General features: G+C 61.3%; 22 protein-coding genes and 1 pseudogene. 16 read left to right on the plus strand and 7 right to left on the minus strand.

The annotated features are described in order from the left end of the window. Positions 1-80: 80 nt before the first annotated feature. A complete protein-coding gene (locus AB7933_RS11895; protein ID WP_024074434.1) occupies positions 81-710 on the plus strand; it encodes a LysE family translocator in 630 nt (209 codons plus the stop codon). Between the two features lie 93 nt (positions 711-803). On the opposite strand, the gene inhA is transcribed toward AB7933_RS11895, so the two are convergent. Then, positions 804-1,484, minus strand: coding sequence for an isonitrile hydratase (gene inhA / locus AB7933_RS11900; RefSeq protein ID WP_024074435.1), 681 nt, complete (start codon positions 1,482-1,484; stop codon positions 804-806). A gap of 90 nt (positions 1,485-1,574) precedes the next feature. On the opposite strand from inhA, the gene AB7933_RS11905 reads away from it, so the two are divergent. Then, complete coding sequence (locus tag AB7933_RS11905; protein ID WP_041160887.1) at positions 1,575-2,543, plus strand: GlxA family transcriptional regulator; 969 nt, start codon at positions 1,575-1,577, stop codon at positions 2,541-2,543. Here the strand turns inward: AB7933_RS11905 and AB7933_RS11910 are convergent. The 3 genes and pseudogenes from AB7933_RS11910 to AB7933_RS11920 form a co-directional block, all read right to left on the minus strand. Further along, positions 2,540-2,671 (minus strand): annotated as a pseudogene (locus tag AB7933_RS11910) (alpha/beta hydrolase); the annotation flags it as partial. The gene AB7933_RS11905 and the pseudogene AB7933_RS11910 sit on opposite strands and share 4 nt — an antisense overlap. 372 nt (positions 2,672-3,043) lie before the next feature. Continuing rightward, positions 3,044-4,870 carry a glycoside hydrolase family 15 protein gene (locus AB7933_RS11915; RefSeq protein WP_024074438.1) on the minus strand — a complete coding sequence of 609 codons (1,827 nt, stop codon included), beginning with the start codon at positions 4,868-4,870 and terminating at the stop codon, positions 3,044-3,046. After that, positions 4,863-5,663, minus strand: a complete 801-nt coding sequence (locus tag AB7933_RS11920; protein ID WP_024074439.1) for a glucose 1-dehydrogenase — start codon at positions 5,661-5,663, stop codon at positions 4,863-4,865. Before AB7933_RS11920 ends, AB7933_RS11915 begins: the two co-directional genes overlap by 8 nt. 157 nt (positions 5,664-5,820) lie before the next feature. Between AB7933_RS11920 and AB7933_RS11925 the strand changes: the two genes are divergently transcribed. The 5 genes from AB7933_RS11925 (at position 5,821) to AB7933_RS11945 (ending at position 11,952) form a co-directional block, all read left to right on the plus strand. Beyond that, positions 5,821-6,570, plus strand: coding sequence for an AraC family transcriptional regulator (locus AB7933_RS11925; RefSeq protein ID WP_024074440.1), 750 nt, complete (start codon positions 5,821-5,823; stop codon positions 6,568-6,570). A 107-nt stretch (positions 6,571-6,677) separates the two neighbouring features. Beyond that, on the plus strand, positions 6,678-8,129 hold the full coding sequence (locus AB7933_RS11930; protein WP_024074441.1) for an efflux transporter outer membrane subunit: 1,452 nt from the start codon (positions 6,678-6,680) through the stop codon (positions 8,127-8,129). After that, positions 8,126-9,253: an HlyD family secretion protein gene (locus AB7933_RS11935; protein ID WP_024074442.1), complete on the plus strand. Its 1,128-nt coding sequence runs from the start codon at positions 8,126-8,128 to the stop codon at positions 9,251-9,253. Before AB7933_RS11930 ends, AB7933_RS11935 begins: the two co-directional genes overlap by 4 nt. Then, positions 9,243-10,763 carry an MDR family MFS transporter gene (locus AB7933_RS11940; protein WP_024074443.1) on the plus strand — a complete coding sequence of 507 codons (1,521 nt, stop codon included), beginning with the start codon at positions 9,243-9,245 and terminating at the stop codon, positions 10,761-10,763. The genes AB7933_RS11935 and AB7933_RS11940 overlap by 11 nt, the downstream gene beginning before the upstream one ends. Before the next feature lie 154 nt (positions 10,764-10,917). Continuing rightward, positions 10,918-11,952, plus strand: a complete 1,035-nt coding sequence (locus tag AB7933_RS11945; RefSeq protein ID WP_051448915.1) for an alpha/beta hydrolase family protein — start codon at positions 10,918-10,920, stop codon at positions 11,950-11,952. Between the two features lie 63 nt (positions 11,953-12,015). Here the strand turns inward: AB7933_RS11945 and AB7933_RS11950 are convergent, their stop codons facing one another. Both AB7933_RS11950 and AB7933_RS11955 read right to left on the minus strand, forming a co-directional pair. After that, positions 12,016-12,549: an NADPH-dependent FMN reductase gene (locus AB7933_RS11950; RefSeq protein ID WP_024074445.1), complete on the minus strand. Its 534-nt coding sequence runs from the start codon at positions 12,547-12,549 to the stop codon at positions 12,016-12,018. 259 nt (positions 12,550-12,808) lie between these two features. Further along, positions 12,809-13,771 carry a GlxA family transcriptional regulator gene (locus AB7933_RS11955; protein WP_024074446.1) on the minus strand — a complete coding sequence of 321 codons (963 nt, stop codon included), beginning with the start codon at positions 13,769-13,771 and terminating at the stop codon, positions 12,809-12,811. A 95-nt stretch (positions 13,772-13,866) separates the two neighbouring features. On the opposite strand from AB7933_RS11955, the gene AB7933_RS11960 reads away from it, so the two are divergent. The 4 genes from AB7933_RS11960 (at position 13,867) to AB7933_RS11975 (ending at position 17,436) form a co-directional block, all read left to right on the plus strand. Then, positions 13,867-14,304, plus strand: a complete 438-nt coding sequence (locus AB7933_RS11960; RefSeq protein ID WP_024074447.1) for a tautomerase family protein — start codon at positions 13,867-13,869, stop codon at positions 14,302-14,304. Between the two features lie 1,055 nt (positions 14,305-15,359). Continuing rightward, positions 15,360-15,920 (plus strand): hypothetical protein, encoded by a 561-nt coding sequence (locus AB7933_RS11965; RefSeq protein ID WP_051448876.1) that lies wholly within the window; start codon positions 15,360-15,362, stop codon positions 15,918-15,920. Positions 15,921-16,523: 603 nt separating this feature from the next. After that, complete coding sequence (locus AB7933_RS11970; protein ID WP_024074450.1) at positions 16,524-16,886, plus strand: hypothetical protein; 363 nt, start codon at positions 16,524-16,526, stop codon at positions 16,884-16,886. A 1-nt stretch (position 16,887) separates the two neighbouring features. Further along, positions 16,888-17,436, plus strand: a complete 549-nt coding sequence (locus AB7933_RS11975; protein WP_024074451.1) for a hypothetical protein — start codon at positions 16,888-16,890, stop codon at positions 17,434-17,436. A 32-nt stretch (positions 17,437-17,468) separates the two neighbouring features. Here the strand turns inward: AB7933_RS11975 and AB7933_RS11980 are convergent, their stop codons facing one another. Then, positions 17,469-18,620, minus strand: coding sequence for an MFS transporter (locus tag AB7933_RS11980; RefSeq protein WP_024074452.1), 1,152 nt, complete (start codon positions 18,618-18,620; stop codon positions 17,469-17,471). A gap of 360 nt (positions 18,621-18,980) precedes the next feature. Here AB7933_RS11980 and AB7933_RS11985 point away from each other — a divergent pair, with 360 nt between their 5' ends. From AB7933_RS11985 to AB7933_RS12005, 5 genes are all read left to right on the plus strand, one after another. Continuing rightward, entirely contained in the window at positions 18,981-19,973 is a 993-nt protein-coding gene (locus AB7933_RS11985; protein ID WP_024074453.1) for a DeoR family transcriptional regulator, read from the plus strand. Positions 19,974-20,267: 294 nt separating this feature from the next. After that, complete coding sequence (gene tssI, locus AB7933_RS11990; protein WP_024074454.1) at positions 20,268-22,286, plus strand: type VI secretion system tip protein TssI/VgrG; 2,019 nt, start codon at positions 20,268-20,270, stop codon at positions 22,284-22,286. Beyond that, positions 22,286-23,122, plus strand: a complete 837-nt coding sequence (locus tag AB7933_RS11995; protein WP_024074455.1) for a DUF4123 domain-containing protein — start codon at positions 22,286-22,288, stop codon at positions 23,120-23,122. Before tssI ends, AB7933_RS11995 begins: the two co-directional genes overlap by 1 nt. Next, positions 23,115-23,894, plus strand: coding sequence for a hypothetical protein (locus AB7933_RS12000; protein ID WP_024074456.1), 780 nt, complete (start codon positions 23,115-23,117; stop codon positions 23,892-23,894). The genes AB7933_RS11995 and AB7933_RS12000 overlap by 8 nt, the downstream gene beginning before the upstream one ends. Positions 23,895-23,908: 14 nt before the next feature. Then, positions 23,909-26,065, plus strand: a complete 2,157-nt coding sequence (locus AB7933_RS12005) for a lipase family protein (protein ID WP_024074457.1) — start codon at positions 23,909-23,911, stop codon at positions 26,063-26,065. Positions 26,066-26,071 lie beyond the last annotated feature (6 nt).

Raw genomic sequence — 26,071 nt, forward strand, 5'->3', positions numbered from 1 at the left:
GGGATTGTATCCAGCACAATTTTTTGTTTGCGTCAGGTTCGCTGCTTAATCTACGGGCTTTCCCGGTGGATGGGCCGAGCATGATAGATCTCGCAACCTTGGCGGTTTTTTCCGGTGCTGTTGTGCTGTTGCTGTTATCGCCGGGGCCGAACATGGCGTTCGTCATCAGCCACGGCATGACCCATGGCTGGCGCGGTGGCGCGGCCTCGGCCCTGGGCATCGGCGTAGCGGACCTGCTGCTGACGGCATTGACGGCCATGGGCGTGACGGCCTTGGTCGCGAGTTGGCCACCGTCATTCGACTTGATTCGCTATGCCGGCGTGATTTACCTGCTGTGGCTGGTATCCAAGACCTTGCAGGCAAAGCCCCGTGGGGCAGCTACCCAGGTCGAACGCGTGCGGTTGGGCCGTGTATGCGTACAGGCCATGCTCAACAGTTTGCTCAACCCCAAGGCGCTGTTGTTTTTCGTGGTGTTCCTGCCGCAGTTCGTGCGCCCCGAAGCAGGCCCGATCGCGACGCAACTGTGGGTGCTGGGCGGCGTGCTGACCTTCATCGCCGCCGTGTTTCACCTGGTGCTGGGGGTGTTTGGCGGTGCGGCCAGCCGGTTTTTCAGCGGCCGCCCCGGCACCGCCACCCTGCAGAAGTGGGGCCTGGCCACGGTGCTGACGGTGTTGGCCGTGCGCCTGGCGCTGATGGCCCGACCGACGTGATGGCTTTTTGAAAAAAGCACGCTCCCCCTGCTCATCGCTGCTGGCGATCAACCGAGGCCCCTACACAACCCCCATTGGTCGCGAGCCGCGTTGTCAACCCAATCGCGCTGCCGCCCGCGCCACAATCTCAGCGCGGGTCTTGCGCGATTCGGCCGTACGCTTGTTGGCTTCTTCCAGCACAGCGGTGGGCGCCGTGTCTGGGCGGCCGGCATTGAACGGTGGCGCCGGGGCGTATTCGATCTGCAACTGCACCAATTGTGCCGCCGCTTCGCTGTACAACTCCGCTGCCAGGGTCAGGGCGAAGTCGATGCCGGCGGTGATGCCGCCGCCGGTGAACAGGTTGCCATCGCGCACCACGCGCTCCTGTACCGGGATCGCGCCAAGAGGGGCGAGCAGGTCGTGGTAGGCCCAGTGCGTCGTCGCCTTGCGCCCGCGCAACAGGCCCGCCGCGCCGAGCACCAGCGAACCGGTGCACACCGACGTCACGTAGCGCGCGGTCCGGGCCTGGGCCTTGAGGAAGTCCAGGGTTTGCGGATCTTCCATCAACGGGCCCACACCGGAACCGCCGGGCACGCAGAGCACATCCAGGTTCGGGCAGTCGGCGTAGGTCATGGTCGGGGTAAAGACCAGCCCGGTGCTGGACGTGACCGGAGCCAGGTCTTTCCAGACCAGGTGCAACTGCACATCCGGCAACGAGCCCAATACGTCGTACGGGCCGGTAAGGTCCAGTTGCTGGATGCCGGGGAACAACACAAAGCCGATCTGCAAAGTCATGAATGACGCTCCGATAAAGGGGTGGACGGCTTCACTCTAGAGGCCTAGGCTTTGGCGCATACGCCATTGAGCCCACGAATCACGCCAATCATGCCCAGACTTGTTCACGTACTCGCCTTCGACAATGCACAAGTGCTCGATGTCACCGGGCCGCTGCAAGTGTTCGCCTCGGCCAATGACCTGGCGCGCCAGCGCGGTTTGCCGCTGCCCTATGCCGTCACGGTGATCGCCGATCAGGCACAACCGGTGATGACCTCCGCTGGCCTGGCGCTGGTGGCCGAGCCGTTGCCTGCGGTTGACCAGCCTTGCGACACCCTGCTGATCGCCGGCGGCTGGGGCGTGTACGGCGCCGCCGAAGACCCGGCGCTGGTGGATTGGGTGCGGGAAAAATCCCGGCATACCCGGCGCATGGCTTCGGTGTGTACCGGTGCGTTTCTGCTGGCCGCCAGCGGTTTGCTCGACGGCTGCCGCGTGGCCACCCACTGGACGCGTTGTGACGAGCTGGCGCGCAAGTTCCCCGCGCTTCAGGTAGAGGCCAACCCGATCTTTATCCAGCAAGGCACGCTGTGGACCTCGGCCGGCGTGACGGCCGGTATCGACCTGTGCCTGGCGCTGGTGGAAGAAGACCTGGGCCGCGCCGTCGCCCTGGAAGTGGCGCGGCATTTGGTGGTGTTTCTCAAGCGCCCCGGCGGCCAATCGCAATTCAGCGTGACTTTGTCGTTGCAAAAGGGCGACAGCCGCTTTGCCGAATTGCACGCCTGGATCGCCGAGAACCTGACTCTCGACCTGACCCTCGCGACCCTGGCCGCCCAAGCCGGCATGAGTGAGCGCAGTTTCGTGCGCCACTACCGTGCCGAAACCGGGCAAACCCCGGCGCGTGCCGTCGAGTTGATCCGTGTTGAGACTGCCCGCCGGCAACTGGCGGACAGTACGGCATCGATCAAGCGCATCGCCGTGCAGTGCGGCTTTGGCTGTGAAGAGACGCTGCGCCGCAGCTTCCTTCGGGCCTTGGCGGTGACGCCACAGGCCTATCGCGAACGTTTTTCGCCAGTGGCCTAGGCAAGCAATTCCAACAGCGCTTCAAGGGTCGCGTGTGGCGCTTCCTGGGGGATATTGTGGCCCACACCGGCCAGCACCTGCCGGCGATAGACACCGCTGAAGTGCGCCACGTCGTCGTCCTTCAGGGGGATCGCCAGCCCATCCATGAGTTCCAGCAGCTCCTGCCGGTATCTACACAACTTTTCAGCCCCTGACACATCTTCCTGTGGCGAGCGGGCTCGTCCCGCGTTGGGCTGCGTAGCAGCCCCAAAACCAGGCACCGCGGTGTGTCAGTTAAAAACACATCGCCTGTAATGGGGCCGCTTCGCGCCCCAACGCGGGACGAGCCCGCTCGCCACAACAGCCTCATCTGCCGGGCATTCAGCGTTGAGCCAGCGTTGTTTAGAACCCTATGGAGTGATAGGGGAAGCCGTGCAGCAGGGGGACCGGCTCACTGTCAGTGGGGCCGTGGGCGACAAGCGCCACTCCTGCGCCAACACCCCCAGCACACACAGGCGACCTCAGGGCTGCCACACCGTCTTCTCTCCACTCAACTTGCGATCCAGGAATGTCGCCGCGCTGATCAACGCCAAGTGGCTCAACGCCTGGGGGGTGTTGCCCAAATGCCGTGCCTGGCTGTCGAACTCTTCGGCGTACAACCCCAGCGGGTTGGCATAACGCAGCAACTGTTCGAATTCCAGGTGGGCCTTTTCCACCTGGCCGGCGCGGGCCAGGCATTCGACGTACCAGAACGAGCAGGCGGCAAATGCGCCTTCGGTGCCTTGCAGGCCGTCGATCTGGCTGTCGTCGTTGCGATAGCGGTACACCATGCCGTCGCGTACCAGGCTGTCCTGGATCGCTTCCAGCGTCGACAGCCAACGCGGATCGGTGGCGGCAACAAAGCGCACCAGCGGCATCAGCAGCATCGAACCGTCCAGCGCGGTGCTGCCGATATGCTGCACAAAATGCCCGCGCTCTTCGTTCCAGAAGTTGCTCCAGATGTCGGCGTAGATCGCCTGGCGTGTCTCGTCCCAGCGCGCGAACGGGGCCGGCAGGGAACGCTTGGAGGCCAGGCGGATCGCGCGGTCCAGGGCTACCCAGCACATCAGCCGCGAATGCAGGAAGTGATGCTGCTCGCCGCGCATTTCCCAAATGCCCACGTCTTTCTGGTTCCAGACTTCACAGACCTGATCGGCCACTTCCACCGTGTGTTTCCAGCCTTCGTGGGAGATGGCTTCGCCGTATTTGTTGACCAGGTACACCGCGTCCATCAACTCGCCGTAGATGTCCAACTGCACCTGGTCGAAGGCTTCATTGCCGATGCGCACCGGGGTCGCGCCGCCATGGCCGCTGAAGTGATCAAGGGTGGCCTCGGGCAGCTCCTGGCGGCCGTCGATGCCGTAGAGGATATTGATTTTGGTCGGTTGGCCACAGCAGTCGCTGACCCGGCCTTTGAGCCAGCGCATGTAGGCGTTCGCTTCATCGATGAAACCCAGGCGCATAAAGGCGTAGACCGTGAACGAGGCGTCGCGGATCCACGTGTAGCGGTAGTCCCAGTTACGCTCGCCGCCGCGGGTTTCCGGCAGGCCGAAGGTGGTGGCGGCGATGATTGCGCCGTGTTTGCGCGAGGTCAGGAGCTTGAGTGCCAGCGCCGAGCGGTTGACCATTTCGCGCCAGCGTCCGCGGTAATTCGATTGGGCGATCCAGCCGCGCCAGAAGCTCAGGGTACGTTGCAGGTACAGGTCGGTGCAGGCGTTGGTGACCCGGGGGTCGTCCTCGCCACCGAGGATGAATTCGGCGCTTTCTTCCTGGCCGAGGGTAAACGTCGCCACGGCGGCCTGGTTATCCAGTTGCAGCGCATGGCTGCCCGCCAGGCGCAGCCCAGGCTGGCCATCAGCGGTGAACAGCACGGCGTTTTCATCGGCGCTGGCGTGAGTTAGCGCCCGCGCATAGTCATGGCGCACAGCGCAGCGCAGATGAATCGTTGCCGTTCCGCTGACCACTCGCACCCGGCGAATCAACAGGGGCAGGTCGTCGACGGCTTCACTGACACACAGCAGGTCGGTCACTTCCACTACCGCCTCGTCGCTGAGCCAGCGGGTTTGCAGCACGTTGGTATCGGGCAGGTAGATCTGCTCGCGGCGGGCCTCGGGCAGGTTCGGGGTGAGTTGAAAAATGCCGGCCTCGGGGGTGTCGAGCAGCGAGCAGAAAATCGATGGGCTGTCGAATTCAGGCCAACAGAAAAAGTCGATGCTGCCCTTGTCGTTCACCAGGGCGGCGCTGCGCATGTCGCCGATAATGCCGTGGGCATCGATGGCGCTTTGGGGCTCTTTGTTCAAATCAACCATTGCCACGAAACTCCGGATAAAGGCTCATCCCGCCATCAATGAAAAGGGTACTGCCCACCACATAGTCCGAGGCGTCGCTGGCCAGCCAGACCACCGCATTGGCCACGTCTTCCACGTCGCCCACACGCCCATACGGAATCAACTTGAGCAGCTCTTTTTCCGCCGCGCCCTCAGTGGCCGCCTGGTTGATCGCCGTGCGAATCGCTCCTGGGGCAATGCCGTTGATGCGGATGCGTTGCTCGCTGACTTCCTGGGCGAGGGTGCGCATCAGCATCTCCACGCCGCCCTTGGACGCGGCGTAGTTCACATGCCCGGCCCAGGGGATCAACTGGTGCACCGAACTCATGTGGATGATCTTGCCCGCCGCTCGCGACACACCATCACGCACGCCCTGGCGCTGGAAAATTCGCACGGCGGCGCGGGCGCAGAGGAACTGGCCGGTGAGGTTGACGCCGATCACCGTGTTCCAGTCGTCGAGGCTCATGTCGACCAGGTTCGCGTCTTTTTGCAGGCCGGAATTGGCCACCAGAATGTCCAGGTGGCCAAAGGCTTCGAGGCTCTTCGCGAACAGGCGTTCCACGTCGGCCTCCTTGGACACATCGCCACCGATGGCAATCGCCCGGCCGCCGTCGGCATTGATCTGTGCGGCGAGGGCCTCGGCGGGTGCCGCCTGGGCGTTGTAGTTGAGCACCACGGCCGCACCGGCAGCGGCCAGGGCCTTGGCTGCACCGGCACCGATGCCGGAGCTGGCGCCGGTGACCAGGGCCACTTGTTGCTGCAATGAAATCTGCATCGACCATCCACCGTATTGTCAGAGTCCTTTCAGCTGACTGGCGGCGCGGCGCGGAAGTTCACCGGATGTCTTGAGCGCGACGACAGCTGTCTCTTTCAATCGTTTTCGCCAGCGTGCTTTTCGCTAGACTCAGGGCCTGTTGACGCGAGACCCGCCCATGACTGCCCAATCGTCTCCCAGGCCGTGGCTTGAAGCCTATGCCGACAATTACCACAACGATGAGGTGGTGCACGCCCATTGCCATGCCGAAGCCCAACTGATTCATGGCGTCTCCGGGGTCATGCTGGTCAGCACCGCGCAAGGCAGCTGGCTGGTGCCTTCCGGGCACGCGCTGTGGGTGCCGGCGGGGACGGCCCATGAGATTCGCATGGCCGGTGACGTGCATATGCGCACACTGTTCCTGGCGCCGGATGCCGAGCCCGAATTGGGCCGAGTGTGCCAGGTGATTGAAGTGTCGGCGCTGCTGCGCGAACTGATCGTCGCCGCCACCTTGATCGCCGGGCAGAACAGCCCGCGCATGCAGGCGATGATCGAGCTGATCCGCATGGAGCTGCTCACGGCGCCCGTGGTCGCGATGCATGTGCCGGTGCCCGCCGAAGCGCGGTTGGCGCGGTTGTGCACGCACTTTATCCGCAACCCTTCCGATGACAGCAGCCTGCAAGCCTGGGCCGACATCCTGAACATGAGTACACGGACCTTGAGCCGGATTTTCCAGCGCGAACTGGGCATGAGCTTTGGCGAATGGCGCAAGCGCGCGCGGCTGGCCCTGAGCCTGAAATTGCTGGCCCAGGGCGTCTCCATTCTGGAGGTGGCGCTGGAGCATGGCTATCAAAGCCCGAGCGCCTTCAGTGCGATGTTTCGGCGAGCGATGGGCTACCCGCCGAGTCATTTCCGCCCGGGGGCCTGATTCGCTCATCCCGGTGTCTGTCCGGCGACGACACATGGCCTGGGCGCGCGCGAAACCCGTGGGGCGACTGCCTATGCTGCAAGGCCCTTTCTTGAACGAGCCTTGTGATGCCCAGCTCTGTGATTGTCGCCTTACACCGCACACCGCTCGCGGTTGTGTTGAGTGCGTTGGTCGCGTGCGGCCACGTGCCGTCGACCCAGGTCACCGCGCAGCCCGCGCCACGCTTGTCGGTGGAAACCAGTGACGCGCTGCCCGACCATTGGTGGCAGTTGTACCGCGACCCGCAATTGGATGCCCTGGTGGAAAAGGCACTGCGTGAGAACAAAGACCTGGAGGCAGCCGGTGCCCATGTCGATGCATTGCTCGCGCAGTTGCAGCAATTTGAAGGTGAACGCCGTGCCTCGACGACGTTGTCCTATGGCCTGGACTATGGGCGCAGTCGTGATGACCAGACCCTGGCCAAGGCCTCTGGCCAGTCAGCGGATGGACAGTGGAGCCATACCCCGCAATTTTCCCTGAGCTACACCCTGGACCTGTGGGGCGCGGTGCGCTATCGCATTGCCGCCGCCCGCGCCGATGCCCAGGTGGCACGGGCGATGGAAGATGAGTGGCGCGTGACCGTGGCGGCGCAGACCGCCAGGGCCTATGCCCAGGCGTGTGTCTACACGCAACAGGCGCAGGTGCAACGCCATTCGGTGCAATTGCTGGAGCAGAGCGTCGACATCACCCAGCGCTTGCGCCACGCCGGTGCCGCCACCGAACTGGACGTCGCGCGCCTCCAGGGCTTGCTGGAGGAAACCCGCGCGCCCTTGCCCATGTTCACTGCCCGGCGCCAGAGCGCGTTGTATGAACTGGCCGCGCTCAGCGGCCAAACCCCGGAAAAGGTGATCGCCTTGCGCTGTGCCCAGGCGCCGCAATTGCAGGCACCGTTGCCAGTGGGCGAGGGCTGGGCGCTGGTGCAACGGCGCGCCGATATCCGTCGCGCCGAAGCGCGGTTGCGTTCAGCCACAGCGTCCACGGGCGTTGCCCGCGCGCAGCTTTATCCGCGTATCACCTTTGGCGCCATGTTGGGCTCTTCGGCTGCCAGCCTGGGTAAGCTGGGCAATGCTGATGCTGTGGTGTACGGCATTGGGCCCTTGCTGTCCTGGCAGTTTCCCGACCGGCAGATCGCCCATGCGCGTATCAGCCAACGCCAGGCCGAGACCCACCAGGCCCTCGCGCAATTCGATGCCACGGTGCTGGGCGCGCTCAAGCAAGTCGAGCAAGCCTTGGCCCTGTACCAGGGCGAACAGCAGCGTCGCCAGGCCGTTGCCGACGCTCTCGATAACAGCCGTCGCGCCTTCGACCTGGCCCGGCGTGGCTTCCAGGCCGGTGGGCTGGATGCCCTGCAACTGCTCGACAGCGAACGCAACCGGGTCAGCCTCGAGGCGCGCCTGGCCCAGGTCGACCTGCAATTGATCAACCGTCAGATCGATGTGTTCCAGGCCCTGGGTGGCGGCTGGCAGCGTGACGATCCAGCGTCTTCCCTCACTGTTAATACCCTTGGAGCTCGCCCATGAACCAGGCAATTGAAGTCCTTCCTCCTACGTTGATGCAGCGTCATCGCCGGGCACTGGTCAGCGCTGTTTCAGTCGCTGCTTTGCTGGGCGTCGTAGGGGCTGGCGCCTGGTGGTGGAACCTGGGCCGGTACTTGGAGGAAACCGATGATGCCTATGTGCGCGCCGACTGGGTGGCAGTCAGCCCGCGGGTGGCCGGTTATGTCAGCGAGGTGCTGGTCGACGACAACCAGGCGGTCAAGGCCGGAGATGTGCTGGTGCGTATCGATGCACGGGATTACACCGAGCGCCTGCACAGTGCCGAGGCGCAGTTGCAGCAAGCACATGCGGCGGTCACCGCGCAGCAGGCACGCCTGGACACCTTGGACGCACAATTGAGCGAACAACAGCAACGCATCGTTCAAGCACGTGCAGCCCTCGACAGCGGTGAGGCTGAAGCGCGACGGGCGCATTTGGACTACCAGCGCTATCGCAACTTGGTGGCACAACAGGTGGCCAGCGCGCAGCACCTGGAAACCGTGAGCGCCAGCCAGGCCCAAGCCCTGGCGGCGCTGGCCCAGGCGCGTGCCCAGGTCGCGCGCCAGCAGGCGCAGGCGCAGGTTATCCAGGCGCGTCGACAGCAAGCCCAGGCCCAGTTGCTCGAGCGCCAGGCGCATATTGGCGAAGCCCAGGCCCGCCTGGCCCTGGCCCGCAATGCCTTGGCCGATACCGCCATCCGTGCGCCCTTTGATGGCGTGGTCGGGCAACGCAAGGTGCGGCGCCAGCAATACGCAACGCCGGGTCTGCCGCTGTTGGCCGTGGTACCGGTGACCCAGGCTTATGTGATCGCCAATTTCAAGGAGACCCAGTTGCAGCACATGGCACCGGGGCAGGCGGTGGAGATTGCGGTGGACAGCTTCAGTGGCCAGCACTGGCAGGGTGAAGTCCACAGCATCGCCCCCGGTTCCGGCGCCGTGTTTGCGCTGTTGCCGCCAGACAACGCCACGGGCAATTTCACCAAGATCGTCCAGCGTTTTCCGGTGAGGATCCGCCTGGTGCAGCGGGGCGGCGCGAGCCCGCCGATCCTGCCGGGCATGTCGGTGATCGCCACGGTCGATACCCGTGGGGAGCGTGCCCATGGAGGCTGAGGCGCATTCGTCCCAGGTCTCGCTGCGTGCCTGGGTGGCCGTGATCGGCGGGCTGTTTGGTTGTTTCATGGCCGGCATGAACGTGCATGTCACCAGCGCCGCGCTGCCGGAAATCGAAGGCGCCCTGGGGGCGACGTTCGAGGAAGGCTCGTGGATTTCCACCGCGTACCTGGTGGCGGAAATCATCATGATCCCCCTCACGGCCTGGCTGGTGCAGGTGTTCTCGCTGCGCCGCGTGATGCTGGTGGGCTCGGGCCTGTTCCTGGTGGCGTCGGTCGCCTGTTCGCTGGCGCCAAACCTGCAAACCATGATCGTGATCCGCGTGGTGCAGGGCGCGGCCGGGGCGGTGCTGATTCCGTTGTCGTTCCAACTGATCATCACCGAGTTGCCGGCCAGCAAGGTGCCGCTGGGCATGGCGCTGTTCAGCTTGGCCAATAGCGTGGCCCAGGCGGCCGGTCCTTCCATGGGCGGGTGGCTGACGGACATGTATTCCTGGCGCTGGATTTTCTACCTTCAACTCTTCCCCGGTATCGCGTTGCTGGCGGCGGTGGCCTGGTCCATCGATCGTCAGCCCATGCAACTGAAGCTGTTGCGCCAGGGCGATTGGTGGGGAATCGCCTGCATGGTGCTGGGCCTCGGTGCGCTGCAAATCGTGCTGGAGGAGGGGGGGCGCAAAGATTGGTTCGGCTCGCCGTTCATCGTGTGGATGACGTTGTTGGCGGTGGTGGGGTTGATCGGCTTTGTTGCCCGTCAGTTAGGAGGGCGGCACGGGTTTATCAACTTGCGGTTGCTGGGGCATTACAACTTCGGGGTGGCCAGTGTGGCGATGTTCATTTTCGGCGCCAGCACCTTCGGCCTGGTGTTCCTGGTGCCCAATTACCTGTCGCAACTGCAGGGCTACAACGCGCGGGAAATCGGGGTAAGCCTGATTCTCTACGGGCTGGTGCAACTGGTGATGGCGCCGTTCTTGCCACGGCTGATGAAGTGGCTGAGCGCCAAGCTGCTGGTCGCTTCGGGCTTCGCCATCATGGCGTTGGGCTGCTGGATGGGCGCCCATCTATCGACCGACAGTGCCAGCAATGTGATCGTGCCGTCGATCGTCGTGCGCGGCATCGGCCAGCCGCTGATCATGGTGGCCTTGTCAGTACTCGCCGTGCAGGGGTTGGCGAAGGCGGAGGCGGGCTCGGCGTCGGCGGTGTTTTCGATGCTGCGCAACCTGGGTGGTGCCGTCGGCACGGCGCTGCTGGCGCAACTGGTGGTGGTGCGTGAGCGGGTGCATGCGGCACGCATCAATGAGTCAGTCACGGTGTTCGACCCGGCCTTGCAGCAACGCTTGCCCGGTGAGGGTGTGTTGCAGGCGCAATTACCGGACCAGCAATGGGCCTTGCAGATATTGGATCAGGGCATTCATCACCAGGCGTTCCTGATGGCCTACAGCGATGCGTTCTACCTGGCATGTGTGGCCTTGACGCTGTGTGCCGTGGCGGCGTTAATGTTGCGGCGCGGTTGAATCTCGACCCCAGTGAAGGCCCTCAAGAAAGTGATGCTTTTCGATCTTAAAAATCAATAGGTTGCGCGTTATTTAATGCATGCACTGCTTAAGGGAGTGGCACTGCGATTCGAGCCTGTTAGCCGAAACGCTTGAAAGGAAAAAAGTAGTGACGATGCACAAAGTAATCTGGATGAAGCGTTACCGCGCAAGGTTGATTTTTGTCATCTGTCTCATCGTGGCTATCGCTTTGGTGGTTCTCGCGCGGCTTGACACTTATGGTCTGGATCGCAGGGCCAGCGAACCTTTTGCATTCGACGCAAATGGACTGCGCCTGGCCGGCACGCTCTGGCTTCCTGACCACGCAGCGACAGCGGCAGTCGTTCTGGTTCACGGAGATGGCCCCCAGGATCGCACGTCGCAGCAAGGTTACGATCCCCTCATCAATGCGCTTCTCGATGCAGGTATCGCGGTTGCTTCGTGGGATAAACCAGGCATTGGGGCGTCGCAGGGGAATTGGCTCAGCCAGTCCATGGCTGATCGCTACGTGAACGCGCGCAGCGCGTTGTCCGCCTTGCGCAGTAAGCTGCAAGGAATCCCTGTCGGTGCGCTTGGGTTTTCTCAAGCCGGCTGGGTACTGCCCCGATTTGCGTCGGGTGAGGCGGACTTTCTTGTGCTTGTCGGAGGTGCGGTATCCTGGCAACGGCAAGGTGATTATTACACTCGGACGCGGTTGCAACGCACAGGGATGTCCGAGCGTGACATTGACACAACGATGGCTGAGATGGCCGCCGCCGATGACCGCTTGTTTGCCTCTTCGCAGGTGCCGTCGGCTGCTCTTCTGGACGGTATAAGCCCAGAGCGCTGGGCTTTTGTACGGCGAAATGTGCACGAAGATGCGACCAGCGCCTTGAAAAAACTCGATATACCGCTCCTTGCGTTGTGGGGGGCGGACGATCTGAATGTCGATCCCGAAGCCAACCCAGCCCTCTATCGAAAGACAGTTGGGGGCAACCATCCAGCCAACCGGATTGAAGTCATACCGGATGCAACTCATGGGCTACTGAGGGCGGCGTCTTACAACACCCAACTCACCAGCGAATGGTCCTGGTTCACCACGATGAGGTTCCTGATGGAAAGTCGTCATGCCTACGCACCAGGCGCCCTTGAAACGATAAACGAGTGGGTTCATGCAAGATCCGGCCAGTAGATGCGCTGGCTGCTAGCAGTTCGACTGCATGCGGCCAACCACTCGGCAAGCGATGCAGGAGCATCAAGGGTTTTGATTGTCGAGGTGCCGTTTAAACGCGTCGAGCGCAGTAACAATCAGAGGGCCTATCACCGGGTCGGTGGTGATGCCCTCGGCGCTCAACTCGCTGGACAGGAGGTTAACCGACATCGACGCCTCCTCGATGACGCGGGCGGACATCGTATCCAGGACCAGCCGCAATGCGGCTTGCGCATGACTGGCTCTGGGTGAAGCGTTGAAAAGCGCGACAGGCTTGCCTGGGAACTCTTCACTGCTCACGAGCCAATCGAGCATGTTTTTGAATGCGCCGGGAATACCTCGAGCGTACTCGGGGCATGAAAACAACAGCCCATCCGCTTGCCCGATAATTGAGCGTAACTCGATGATTGTCTCGGGGGGATCCTCGAGCAGATCCGGGTTGAAGTGAGGCAATTTACCGATACCGTCGTACTGTGCGACCGATACCCCTTCGGGGCATAGACGCTCCGCTGCTTGTAGCAAAATTGAGTTGGAGGAGGCCTGACGCAGACTTCCCGAGACAGCAAGCAAACGCACCATTTCAGCACCGTTCGTGGTTCATCAATCGGTGAAGTTTCGCACGAGCCGAACCACATGCACCATTGCGGCATAGCCATGCGGCAATGGACATCTTCTTCCCGCTTGCGGCTACGAACGAATGTGTTTACAGGATGAAAATCTATTCGTTGGATTCAGGGAGAGGGTTGGTCGGATGTATAGGTGCACCCGTCATCGCACCGAGCGCATAAGCAGGGACAGCAAAGCCCGCTTGGCTGACGCTGGCGTGCAAGTCTGCGGGCTACTGGCGCAGTTGTTTTGGGGAGGCGTTCAACAGGCGGCGCATAAGTCGCCGTAGGGCCGTGGCATCCTGGTATCCCACCTGTTCGGCGATAGATTCAACGGAATATCTGCTGGTTTCCAGCAGCACACGGGCCCGGTTGAGTTGCACACGCTGGATCAAATATTGGGTTGAAAGGCCGGTAGCTTTTCGAAGGTGTCGGGACAGCGTTCGCTCAGACATGCCGGCGTACGCTGCAAGGCTCGGGACACTGGGCGGATGGGGCAGGCATGTTTCGATGTAGGCGGTGAGGTTAGCGACCAGTGTATTGCCCTGGGCCATGATTGCTGGGTTGATGAAGGGGGTCTGTAGCTGTCGGCCGGCGAGCAGAAGCGCTTTGCCCACATAGTCGGCGAGCTCCGGCGACAAGCGTCTACGCAGCAGGTGCAGCATCAGGTCAGTTTGCGCGAAGGCCGCGCCTGCGGTCGTCAAGGGTGGGTCGCAGAGCACCATGACGTTGGGGTCGACAATGCAGTCAGACGCGATGCTCGACAGCCAAGGGGCGAGCCACCAGGAGGTCGTTACCTGTCGACCATCGAGTAATCCTGCGGCATGCAGGAGAAAGACCGCCGAGCACGACGCTGCAATCTCCCTGCCTTTATCCGCATGAGCCTTCAGCGCCGGCAGTATCTGACGCACCCAGTCTTCCTCAAGACGCTGCAGCAGCGTGTCGAAGTCGCTGATGCCAAGGCCTGGAATGACCCAGCAGGAGTTGTCCTCGACGTCTGTTGTCAGTTCGTCAACCAACAGGTGCATGCCGTGCCCTAGCGCAACCAGCCCCGACTGCGGCCCACAAACTCGCCAGCGTGGCACGGCAAGGCCGTGCCGTTGCGCAAGTGTTGCGGCGGTGCCGAGGATGTCCAGGGTCGCTGCGACGCTTGAAGCGAACGCCCCAGGAAAGATGAGAATAGTGAAATCGTACATTGTCCGATTGTGCCCGAAAACAGACGAATCGGTCACTTATGCGCTGAAGAGATAACTGGCCCAATGGCGTTTCCAGTTAACAATGAGGTTTCGCCATGCCAAACATTCTGATCAAAGTGCCTACCGGAGCTTTCAATCAACCACAGCGCCAACAGCTGCTTCGAAGCGTGAGCGATGTGGCAATGGTTAACGAGCATATGGGCGATGCCCCTCAACAGCGTGCGTTGTGCTGGGTGCTCATCGAGGAAGTTCAGGCTGATGAATGGCTGTGTGGGGGCGTTGCTCCTCATGCCCGGTTTGTCCCATGCATGGTCGTCGTCAAGGTACCTGCCGGCGTTCTGGATGCGCCGATGCGCCAGCGCTACGTGCGTGAACTGCATGGCGCACTACAATCGAGCCAGGCAGTGGGGGATCAGCGCCAGTTGCTGAGCTCAATACAGATCCAGGAGGTTGTTGACGGAACCTGGGGGGCGAATGGTGATATTTGGCATTTGGCCGACTTCACCCGTGCAGCCGGATACGGGCATCTATAGGCCCTCCAGACAGCTTACATCTGAACCTCCATGTCTTCTTCCGTGCCCCTGTCTTCAGTTGAAATGTCGTCACCGTCACCGGCGGCGTCAGCCCCGAGGCATCCGAAAGTGCCTCACTTCGAGGCTGGAAAACATCTACGGAGGCGGGGGCGATTCACTGGGCGAGCCACGTACTTTCTTCGTACGGGCCAGTGTCGGGTTCTGACTCTGGGAGGAAGGAGAAAAGTCGCAGCACCACGCTGTGTTTTTTTTCGCGTATCGATCCGATCTCCTACCGATCAGTCGGCGATTTGATGCCGACTGGAGGAACTGAATCAGACATGTCCGCCACACAGAGGTTGCCTGCATTCCCTTATTGGAAGCCGGTGAACCCTGTAATACAGCCGGACTGGAGATTCAAAAAAATGGCGGTATCAGCCCTCGATAAATCCGTGTCTCATTCGCCCCCTAATTCGTCGTCCTCCAAAGCCGAGACCAAGGTCAAGGACACTGTCACCTCCCAGGGTGATGGGCAAAAAGGCGCACGTATCGCATTCAACCCGGGCGGCGACAAACCTGGCAAATTGTTTGCCAACAAAGAGCTTGCCCAGCACCGAGAAAGTGGGAGCGGGGCGCAGGGTGAAAGTCGACAGACACCGGCGTCTGGGACCCTCAGCCAAATCACGCAAAAAATGAAGGGCTGGTGCGGTGGGCAGCGACCGCCCAAGCCGGTCCCGTGCAAGCCCGACCCTTGCTACAGCAAACCACCGAAGCCGCCCAAGCCGGTCCCCTGCAAGCCCGACCCTTGCTACAGCAAGCCGCCGGAGCGACCTACGCCGTGCAAGCCTGACCCTTGCTACGGCAAACCACCGAAGCCGCCCAAGCCGGTCCCCTGCAAGCCCGATCCTTGCTACAGCAAGCCACCAGAGCGACCTACGCCCTGCAAGCCTGACCCTTGCTACAGCAAGCCACCAGAGCGGCCTACGCCGTGCAAGCCCGACCCTTGCTACAGCAAGCCGCCGGTGCGCCCCACGCCCTGCAAGCCTGATCCTTGCTACGGCCACAAGCCCGACCCTGTGTACTCACAGAAGAGCAACGACGATCTGGCACGCCAGCTGTTGAACAACTTCGATGCCTTCAAGGATCCGAAAACGCCGTGGTTCGTCACCACGCAGGGTCTTTCGGACATGGCCAACAAGCCGTTGACCGGTAACCCCGCCCAGGATCAGAACATCCGCCTGGCGCGTGAGCTGTTAAGGCGCCCGGAAGTGGTGAACGCATTGGATCGACACAGCTCCACCGGCGCGCTGGATGGCCTGATCGACCGGCAAAAAATTCAGATGACCCTCAGCAGCCAAAGTCCTTTGAAATACCAGGATGACTCGCGGTTGGCGCAAGAGATGCTCGAGCATTTCGAGGGATTGAAGGACCCGGCCAACCCGGGCTTCATCAGCATCGACAAGTTGCACGGGCTCGCCTCGTGGCCGACGAGCGATCCGGTTCATGGACGCCTGGCCTGGATTGCGCAGGAAGTCCTCAAGCGCTCCGAGGTGAAGGAAAACATGGACGGTGGGGATTACTGGGGCAAGGACGGCTGGATTCACTGGGACACATTGCGCCAGATGTCCCGCGGATAAACGTGCACCGCAGAGTAATTCATTGAGCGGGAGAATCGCCACGAACCCCTCGTGGCGCATTCCCTTGGGGGGCCCTATGACTTCGACTTCGTTCAACGCTGGTCAGTCTGGATACCGACAGTCTGCCAGCGATCAAACCCATGCGGAGGCTCAAGAGCCCACTTGCGACAAAGCCCCCGCGCAAATACTCCATGCTTATGAGACCCAGCGCATGAAGGACTTTGCCGGTCAGCGCAGGTTCCAGGCGCCAGTGGCTGACGATTTTGCCCGAGGCATGCTTGCGCCCGGCCAGGAACTTGGAAGGGACGCTCAACCCCTGGCGTCGCTTCGTGGTGTCATGGTCTCGGTGATGATTGGGCTGAGGTCCATGTGCAGTGGGCAAAAGGCCGAAAACAACCGCGCGGCGCCTCCTCACGACCGCGACTGATCGGCCATCGTGGTGCGTGCGTTTACATGCTGTCATCGCTATTCGCTCGTCCCCCGGAACTATTGCGATCGCCCAGCCACACATCGGTGGCTTGACTGGTATCCATCCGCGGATCTCGGCCACCTTGGCAGTGGGCGCCAGACAAGCTCGGATCTGGAAAAAGTTGGAGATAATGCATGAAAATTGATGGTGCAATACCTCTCGGGCGGCCAGCGGCCATGGGAGGGGCAGAGGTGCAACCGGTTTTGCCGGCGCCCGTTGTTCACACGCCGTGCGAGGAACCCAGTCTCGCACCGGATGCGCGGCCACGGCGTCCGGTGCTGTTGCGTGGGGCCTTGTCGGCGTTGCGCTACCAGGCATTACAAAATCCACCGGCTGCGCGCGCGAATACGGTCCCACCCGGTCCTCACTCCACCGATAGCCAGTTGGCGGGCGAGCTGGAGAAAAACTTTGGTGAATTGCACTCGTTTTTCAAGGAAGGGCGCCTGACGCAGTCGTCCTTGCATCGCATCGCTGCTGAAGCGTTGAGGGGAGAGTAATGTGCGGGACCGCATGATCCTGATGGTCAGGGAAATTCTCAAGCGTCCGCCTCTTAACGACGCAATCATCGATTGCGAGGGGTACATCACTCGCGACAGCTTGAGGGTGGCTGCTGCAACGCTGCTGGGCAACAGTACGCCAGGGGCCTTCAGCCAGGATCCTTTCCAGGGGCAGGGCAATGCCCTGGTTGTCGAGGCCCTGCAAGGTCATTTCACACAATTGAAAGACCCGACCAAGGATCGCAAGTTTTTTTTTGAAGCGCTTGAGTACGTGGAAATTGCGCTGCTCAAAACCGTGATGAATGACCCCGATGCCATTGATTCACTGGGCCTGCCCATACTGGAGCCTTGCACTGGCCTGCCCAGGAAGAAGTACAGCGAACATTGCGTGTACATGGCGAAAAATATTATCGAGCGCCCGGGGTTACTGCGTTCGCTGGAGCGTGCCAACCACACGCGCCTGTTTGGTTGGCCCCGGTATGAGGGTTGGCTCAGCAATAAGAGTCTTGAACGCTGGCTTGAACAGTACAAGGCGCATAAGGCCAGGTAGCCCTCGATCCGGGCTTATTGCCTCGAGTGGCCTTATACCTTGAGGATCTTGCCACTGATGGCCACACCCGCCAGCAGCAGCGCGATCAACACAAAGGCGGTGCTCAGGCTACTGCCGTGGGCGATAAAGCCGATCATCGCCGGGCCTGCGAGTATGCCGGCATAGCCGAGGGTGGTGATGGCTGGCACGGCGATATGTTCAGGCATGACGGTCTGCTTGCCGACCGCGGTATACAGCACCGGCACGATATTCGAGCAGCCGGCGCCCACCAGGGCGTACCCCAGCAGGGCGGTTTCCCACGCAGGGAGCAGGGTGGCCAGTAACATGCCCGTGGTGGCCAGCGCACCACCGATCATGATGACGCGGGTGGCGCCCAGACGCCGCACGATCGCATCACCGGTCAGGCGTCCGGCCGTCATGGTCAAGGCAAAGGCCGCATAACCCAGGCCGGCATAGGCTTCGTCCAGGCCGCGTTCGGCGCTGAGGAACACCGCGCTCCAGTCGAGCACGGCCCCTTCGGCCAGAAACACGATAAAGCACAGGCAGCCGATAAACAGCACGACGCCGTGCGGCACCGCAAAGGCCGGCCCCGAGCTTTCACTGCCATAGGGCAAGAAGTGTGGCCCGGCCTTGAGCAGTGCTGCCGCCATGATGACGATCACTACCAGGGTCGCCTGCAAGGGCGACAAGCCCAGCCCCAGCATCCCTGCAACGCCCGCAGCGCCGACGATGCCTCCCAGGCTGAACAAACCATGGAAGCCCGACATCATGGTTTTGCCGCTGGCGCGCTCAACGATCACCGCTTGCAGGTTGACCGTGGAATCCACCGTGCCCAGGCCTGCGCCAAACAGGAACAGCCCGGCGATCAACAAGGGGATCGAACTGACGGTGGCCAGCATCGGCAGGGCCAGGCAGATCAGGATCGTCCCGGCGGTCAGTACGCGTCGGCAACCGTAGCGCGAGGCCAGCGCGCCCGCCACGGGCATGGCAATGATCGAACCCACCCCCAGGCACAGCAGCAACAGGCCAAGCGTGCCTTCATTCAACTGCGCGCGCGCCTTGGCATACGGTACCAACGGCGCCCAGGCGGCGATGCCGAAGCCAGCGATAAAAAAAGCGATACGGGTCGACATTTGTTCCAGCCGACCGGGAACCACGGGCGCTGGGGTGGGGATGGCAGTCATGAAAAATCCTTGGTCTTGCGTTCAATGAACGATGTCCGGCGCGACATCCTTGCATATCAAGCCGTATCGAGCGAGTCAGGGTTCCCCTGGTTTCAGGTTTGCTGCCCAGGCGGTGAATTCTTTTTTTACAAACACGGAACGCTGTGGACCTGATTTGCCACACAGAGCCTGTCGAGTTTGTAGGAGGTGGCCTGGAAGATGTGTAATTCCTGTGAGAATGGATGAACCCCAGCTTTCTTGTGGTGGATGACCACCTTCCAGCCCACCTCCCACAGCTCGACCATTCTGTAATACGCTGCTGCCCCGGTGAGTAGGCAACTGGATGGACGAGCTGATGAAAGTTCTCAGGCAGGCGGCAGCATGACCCTGTTCTACGATGCACGCGGCAATATCTATGGGGTAGTCAACCCCGCCTTTTTGCGCAGCCGGGGTGTGGGTGTGCCCGATAGCGCCGCCCTCGCGGCGAGTAACCGGGAGGCATGGACGGCATCGGCCATCGCTTCCGAATGCGGTTGGGGTTCATTGCCGCGTCCGGCCGACGCCAAGGCCCATCGCTGTGATGGGCTGCTGGTCGGGCCGTTTCAGGCTGAGCCGCCGTTCGATCTGTTGATCGTCAATACCGATGGCTCCCTCGCCGAGCGCAGTGGCAACGGCTTGACCATCTTTGCGCAGGCGTTGACCGACCAGGGGTTGATGACCCAGGGCTGTGAACTGCGGGTGCATCACGACAAATCGGATGCCGCGTCGCCGGTGGCTACGTCGGTCGAGCCCGCACGGTATGGGCAGGTCGATGGGTTCTGGCTGGCCTTGGGGCAGCCTGAGTTCGGGCCCTTGGCCGTGGGGGCGGTGGGCGTCGAGCCCGTGCGGGTGGAGGCGCATGGGTTCAGCCGGGTGGACACGTTGGTGGCAATCAATCCGCACTGGGCCTGCAGTCAGTTTGTGCGGGTCGGCAACCCTCATTGCGTCACACTGGTCGACCAGGTTTCGGCATTGCCGGACAACCCTTCGATGCACCAGCCCGCATTGTTCCTCGCCCTGCAAGCCGTTGCCTTCGCACCACCTGTCGGTAGCGGCCAACCCTGTGCCGCCGGCATTAACCTGCAATGGGCGGCGCGTGATCACGGCAACCGGGTGTTGGCGCGAGTCTTCGAACGGGGCGAGGGACCTACGGCGTCGTCGGGCACCAGCGCCAGCGCTGTGGCATGCGCGGCGTGGCGGGCCGGTTGGGTTGAGGGCGGTGAAGTGGCCGTGGTCATGCCGGGCGGCACGGCGCCAGTGCGTTTGCAAACGCAGGCCGAACGCTTGCTCGGCGTCAGCCTGTTTGGGACGGCGCGACCACTCCCCGCAGCGTAGGCGAACCGTTGTCGGCTTTAATTGATGTGGGCTAGTTCTTTAGCGGTTAGTTATTTAGATGTAAGCCTGTGTCGTACTTTTCTTATTGTTGATCACTGGTTGAGTGGCTGTATTTAATATTTAGCAAAAGACACTTCCATCCTCATCGTACGAATATTCTGTTTTATTTCTGACCGGCCGAATTTCCGACGGAGACGCTAAGCTTTCGGGCGTTCAGGCGCTTTTTCTCTGCAACTCGATCGATGTTGCGAGAGAGAGTATTTCAGTCAGAAAGTGGATGGCGGGTAACAACGGATGGTTAATGCGTTTGTTTCGTCACGTTTCAAATTAATAGTTCCAGGCATAAATACAGACTTTCAAGTACTGGCTTTCAACGGCAGCGAGGCCGTCGATCAGCCGTACTTCATTGAGGTGCAACTCGTCAGCGAAAACCCTTCCCTTGACCTGGAGCGTTTGCTTCACCAACTTGCCTATCTGGACTTCGGCGAGGCCGATCAAGGCCTGCATGGGCAGGTCTACGCCATTGGCCGGGCTGATCCGGGTGTTCGGCTCACCCGCTACCACCTCACCCTGGCACCGCGCCTGGCCAGCCTGGCCTACCGGCGCGACCAACGCATCTTCCAGCAGCGCAGTGTGCCGCAGATCATCATGGCCGTCCTCGAGCACCATGGCATCCTGGCCGACGCCTATGCCTTTGAGCTCGGCCCGGTGGTCTATCCGCCGCGCACATTCTGCGTGCAATACGCGGAAACCGACCTGCACTTCATCCAGCGCCTATGTGAAGAAGAGGGGATTCACTACCATTTCCGCCACAGCGTGAACAACCACCTGCTGGTATTCGGGGATGACCAGACGGTGTTTCGACGCTTACCACAGCAGCGTTACTGCGCCTCGCCTGATCCGACGACCGAGGCGCGGGGCGTCCAGCGTTTCGACAGACGCCTGGAAACCCGCAGCCGGCAAACGGTGCGCCGCGATCATGACTTCGAACACCCAGCGTTGCGCCTGCAGGACCAGGCCGGCACGGTGTCTGCGCAACCTCTGGAAGACTATGACTACCCCGCTGGTTTCACTGGCCATGCGCGGGGTGTGCAATTGGCGCGTCGAGGCCTGGAGCGCCATCAGAGCGACCGTCATCGGGCATCGGGCCAGAGCGATCAACCCGTATTGCGCAGCGGTCATTTCCTCGACCTGCGTGACCATCCGGACCCGGTCTGCAATGACTTGTGGTTGCTCACCTCGGTGCGTCACGAAGGTTATCAACCGCAAGTACTTGAAGAGGCGGTATTTGCGCCAGGGGCCTTCCAGGGCTATCGCAACCGCTTCACCGCGACGCCCTGGCGCGCGGTGTATCGTCCGCCCCTCAAACATGCCAAGCCAACCATCAAGGGCAGCCAGACCGCTACGGTGACCGGGCCTGCGGGGGAGGAGGTGCATTGCGATGCCTATGGCCGGGTCAAGGTGCGCTTTCATTGGGATCGCCTGGACCCGACGGATGATAAAAGCAGCGCCTGGGTGCGCGTGGCCACCGGTTGGGCCGGTGCCGGGTTTGGCGCCATGATGATTCCCCGGGTCGGCATGGAGGTGCTGGTGACCTTTCTTGAAGGCGACCCCGACCAGCCGCTGATCAACGGCTGCCTGCCCAATGCGCTACGCCTGCCGGCCTATTCGTTACCGCAGCACAAGACCCGTAGTGTGCTGCGTACCTGCAGTTCCCCGGGAGGCGCAGGCGGCAACGAGCTGCATCTGGAAGACCGGTGCGGCGAGGAGCTTATTTACCTGCGCGCCCAACGTGACCTGGAACAACAGGTCGGCCATGACAGCCGGCTGGAGGTGGCCGGGGAGCGACGCGAGATCATCCACGGGTTAAGTACGGTCCGCCTGGATAACGAGGAGCATCGTCACATCACCGGTGATCGCAAGGTGGTGTTGCAGGCGAACGACCACCTTGACGTACAGGGCGAGAGCCGGACCTATGTGAAGCAGACCCTGGTGGTCGAAGCCGGACAACAGGTGCATATCAAGGCCGGTGCCAACCTGGTGATCGATGCGGGCGCACAACTGAGCCTCAAGGCTGGCGGAGAGCACCTGGTGCTGCAGGCAGGAGGGATTTTCAGCAGTCGGCCCATCAGCCTTGGCGGCTCACCGTCCGAAACCCGTGCTGCGAATGCCTCGCCTGTTACCGGCAGCCTGAAAGTCGCCGCCGTGCAAGGCGTCATCATGGACCTGGCGCGGCAACTGGGCGCGGACTTCTGCCCCCTGTGCGAACGCTGCCGTGAAGGCCAATGCGACATGACCGGGAGGGCGGCTTGATGCCGATGCTTCCCAACCGCTGGATGGCCCGACAACAACAGGCAGGACGCCGGATATGCCTGATGCTCGATGGTTACAGCGCGGCCCGCCAGCCCATGTTGGCGGCCCGCGACCTGTCGCACTATCGCTGTCTCTACAGCGAGACCGTCGCGGCAGAACTGGCGAACACGGGGCCCGTACTCCTGCTGCTGGGGCCGATGAGCGAGCCCGCATTGGTCGACCTGTTGCAACACCCCGAAGCCAACTGGGGGTGGCTGGGCAGCCTGCCTGACGACGATTTGACCGGTGTGACAGCGCATTGGCGCGAGCGGCTGATGGTCGGGCCCAAAGGGGAGCAGGCGCTCTACCGTCTTCACGATAATCGCACCCTGGCCCGTGCCCTGGCCTACCTGCCCACAGCGCTGTGGCCGGAATTCCTCGGGCCACTGATCAGCGTGTGCTACTGGCACGAAGGAGGTTGGCGCCATGGCGAAAACCCTGCCCCCGGCCACTATCCGGTGCCTGTGCCGGCGCCATGGCTGAACACCCCGAACCCTCAGGCCGACGCCATCCTGCACGCCAATATCCTGCGATACCTGCTGGCCGAACACAGTGAAGACCTTGCCGCACTGGTCGAGTTTCAAGACCCCAGGGCGTGGCTGAGCCAAGTGCTGGAGCAGGCTCGCGCCTGGCAATGGCACGCGCCGGAGCAGCTGGAATTCCTGGTGGTTCGACGGCTGAAGGAGGCGACTCGCAACCGTGTGATCTGTTGGCAGCCGCGAGCGGGTGAGGCGCCAGGGGAGCATTTTGAACGGCTGGTGGAGCAATGGCGTGGGGAGGAGCGCAACCATGAGTAGATGGATAGGCGGTGCGTTGTTAGTTGTTGCCCTGGTGTGGCTCCCTGGGTGTACGGGGAAGAGAGGTGAGCATTTTACGCTGGAGGTGGATATGCCGGCGGAGTTCAAAGTCAAAACGGCGGCCAACTACCATCCCGCCCCTGGTGAGACTTGCACGTTGCCGCAGCGCCGGGGCAGGCGTCCTGAGCGCAAGGTGTTTTTTACTGAATACAAACCCGTGGCCAGTCGGGTGAGTTATGAGCTGCCGCTGACTGAAACAGTAGACGGCTGCCCGCTGGTCGTGAGTAGTGTGGTGTTTGATTTTTATGCGAAGTGGGGCAAGCGGGATACGGATGTTGGGGGGGATATTGCAGGTATCTCCATTCGAGATCGCCGGGAAGTTGACGTGCCTATGAAGCTTGACGCGGATGTTCTGGAGTTGTCGAGGCAATGCCAGTGGCACTTCCGGACTGTGGGGCCTCACCATGCGATCAGGAAAATTCTGTTATGCAATGCTCTGGATGCGGTGGGCCGGCCACAAAAAAAATCAGCTGCTGCTGTTGCGCAACGAGATCAGTTATCAGGCAAGACACTTAGGCTCGTATTGACTGTTACTGACGAAGAGTTACCTGCTTTTGATGATAGATGGATAAGTGTTCCTGGAGGGTGGAGGCGTTGCAAAGGTAAGAGTGTCGAAGATTTGTCTGCCTATTGCAGCGGCAATACAACGGACTTTAAACCTATAAAAATGCCGGATGGGCGCATCTGTGACGTCTATCCAACGTGCATGTAACAAGGAGAGTATTGATGAAGCTGGACGCATGGAAGCAACCTTTTTTCAATGACAAGATGCTGGCTTGCTCAATGCGAGGACATTGGGTGAGTTTTTGTCTGGTAGATGAAGCGGGTAGTGGGAAGGCATACGGCGGCCTTTCATTCACGGCCTACGACAGTACAGGGTGCCAATACGAAGGCAGATTGGACGGTGAGGGATTCGCAAAACTGCAGGACTTCTACTGTGGTCCGGTGATTCTCCTGTTAGATGAACGATATTCTGGAACAGAAGAACCCTACGCTCGGCTGAGCAAGCGCCTGACCTATAAGCTGCCTATCACTGAACTTCAAACTCGGGCCGAGCAATCACACTTTTCCAACGCTGATGGTCGGCGCATTGATGGCAATCCAGCGCGGCAACAAGCGGATAGGTTTTATCAGGTTGAAGTGAGTGACTTGGTTCGTCATATCGCTCATTTACCGGCGGTGGTGCCTACGGCCTGCCGCCCACAGCCCCACGCGCTGAAAATGATGGCTGATCTGGGATTTGGTCCGCCTCAGCCGACGCTGTCGGGTATCGTACTGTTCCCCAATCAACATAGTGTATTGGAGGTTCGGCCATTGCGGGCCTTGCGTCCGCTGCTTTCCATCGATGACCGGTTTTGTGCCTTGAACCTTTACCAGTTGGCGCTGATGTCTGCGCTGAGTTATTGCGATTTTGGTCAACACCCTGCTGAACGGCCAGTTGATCAAGTCAAGTTCCCGTTCGATCCCTCTGTTGGAAATCTATTTGCCGACAAGTTGTCTGGGTACCGAGAAGCCTGGCGAATTGATCCCGAACAGGCACAGCGTTTTTATCCTGTTTATGAGGATGTGCCTTACTCCAAGCGCTTCGAGATCTTGCCCTTTGATCCTGAGTTGTATCCACAAAACCGTCCGGAACTGAAGGACGATCAGGAACACCCGGCACGCATGCACTTTTTTGATGATGAGGCGTTTGGTACTGACACCCAGGCTTTTATCACGCATCACGATGAGGTGATCTTGATCGCTGTGCGAGGTACCTACAGTCATACCGATGTATTACGTGACGCCAACGCCCATCAGGTTGTTTTCGCCGACGGTGTAGGCAAGGTGCACGAGGGGTTTTATCTGGCTTACCGGGCAATGCGTGATTTTGTATTGCGCTATCTCGACCAGTTTTACGAAGGACAACGAATCGTTATATGTGGTCACAGCCTGGGCGGCGCTATCGCGTTGCTGCTTTCGGAAGGACTACGCCGTGTGCCGGAGGTCAACTACGATGTCCTCCTCTACACCTACGGCGCCCCCCGCGCCGCCGATTCCAAATTCACCGACGGTGCCTCAGCCCTGGTCCACCACCGGATCGTCAACCATAACGATCCCGTCCCCAGTGTTCCCGCGCCCTGGATGAACACTACCGCCAAACTCTGGATCCCCGGCGCCGTGACGTTATTCAGTGCCCCTACGCCCGGGGGCCTGTTGTTCGCCGCTGGCCTGGTGCGGGTTGGTGGCAATCCCTACCAACATCATGGCGAACAGCAGCACTTCATGCCGATCACATTGGAGGATGGCACGCAGGCGTCGGTGTTGTGGAAACCCGGTTGTGAGTCCATCCAGGAGGCCGCCTGCAATCGTGCGTTGCAACTGCACGGCGATATGCCCGACCGCGACAACTTGCTCAAACAGCTGTTCCAGGCCGACCAGCATTTCATGACCGCCAGCTACATCCCCGCCGCCTGGGCCACGTTGCGCCGCTGGCAGCACACCCTGGAGAGCCAGGGGCCTTTGGTCACACCGAGGGAATACGCGTTGCTCGACCATGCGCTGGAGACCATGCGCCAACAATTGCGCGACAAGAACCGCGAGCTTGAGCAGCGGCGTCCGCCGAACCAGCGTGGCCAGGCCCATGAGCACAATCAGGCTCTCAATGCCGAAATCGACCGCTTGAACACCAGCCGCGAGCGGCTGCACAGCCTGCGCTGGCGCCGTCTCGAGGTCCGTGACGTGTATGGCAGTCATAGTCACTCCGCCAGCCTGCAACCGAGTCTCAAGCGTTGGTTCAGCCACCGGGAAAACCGTGAGCGTTCGCCGGTAGCGAGTGTCCCGTCCCCCGTTCATGGTGACCGGGGGAGGGTGCACTCGCTGGATATCGACTCGATCGTTTAGCCCACT

This window comes from Pseudomonas gorinensis, assembly GCF_042015035.1.
GTDB classification, from domain to species: Bacteria; Pseudomonadota; Gammaproteobacteria; order Pseudomonadales; family Pseudomonadaceae; genus Aquipseudomonas; species Aquipseudomonas gorinensis.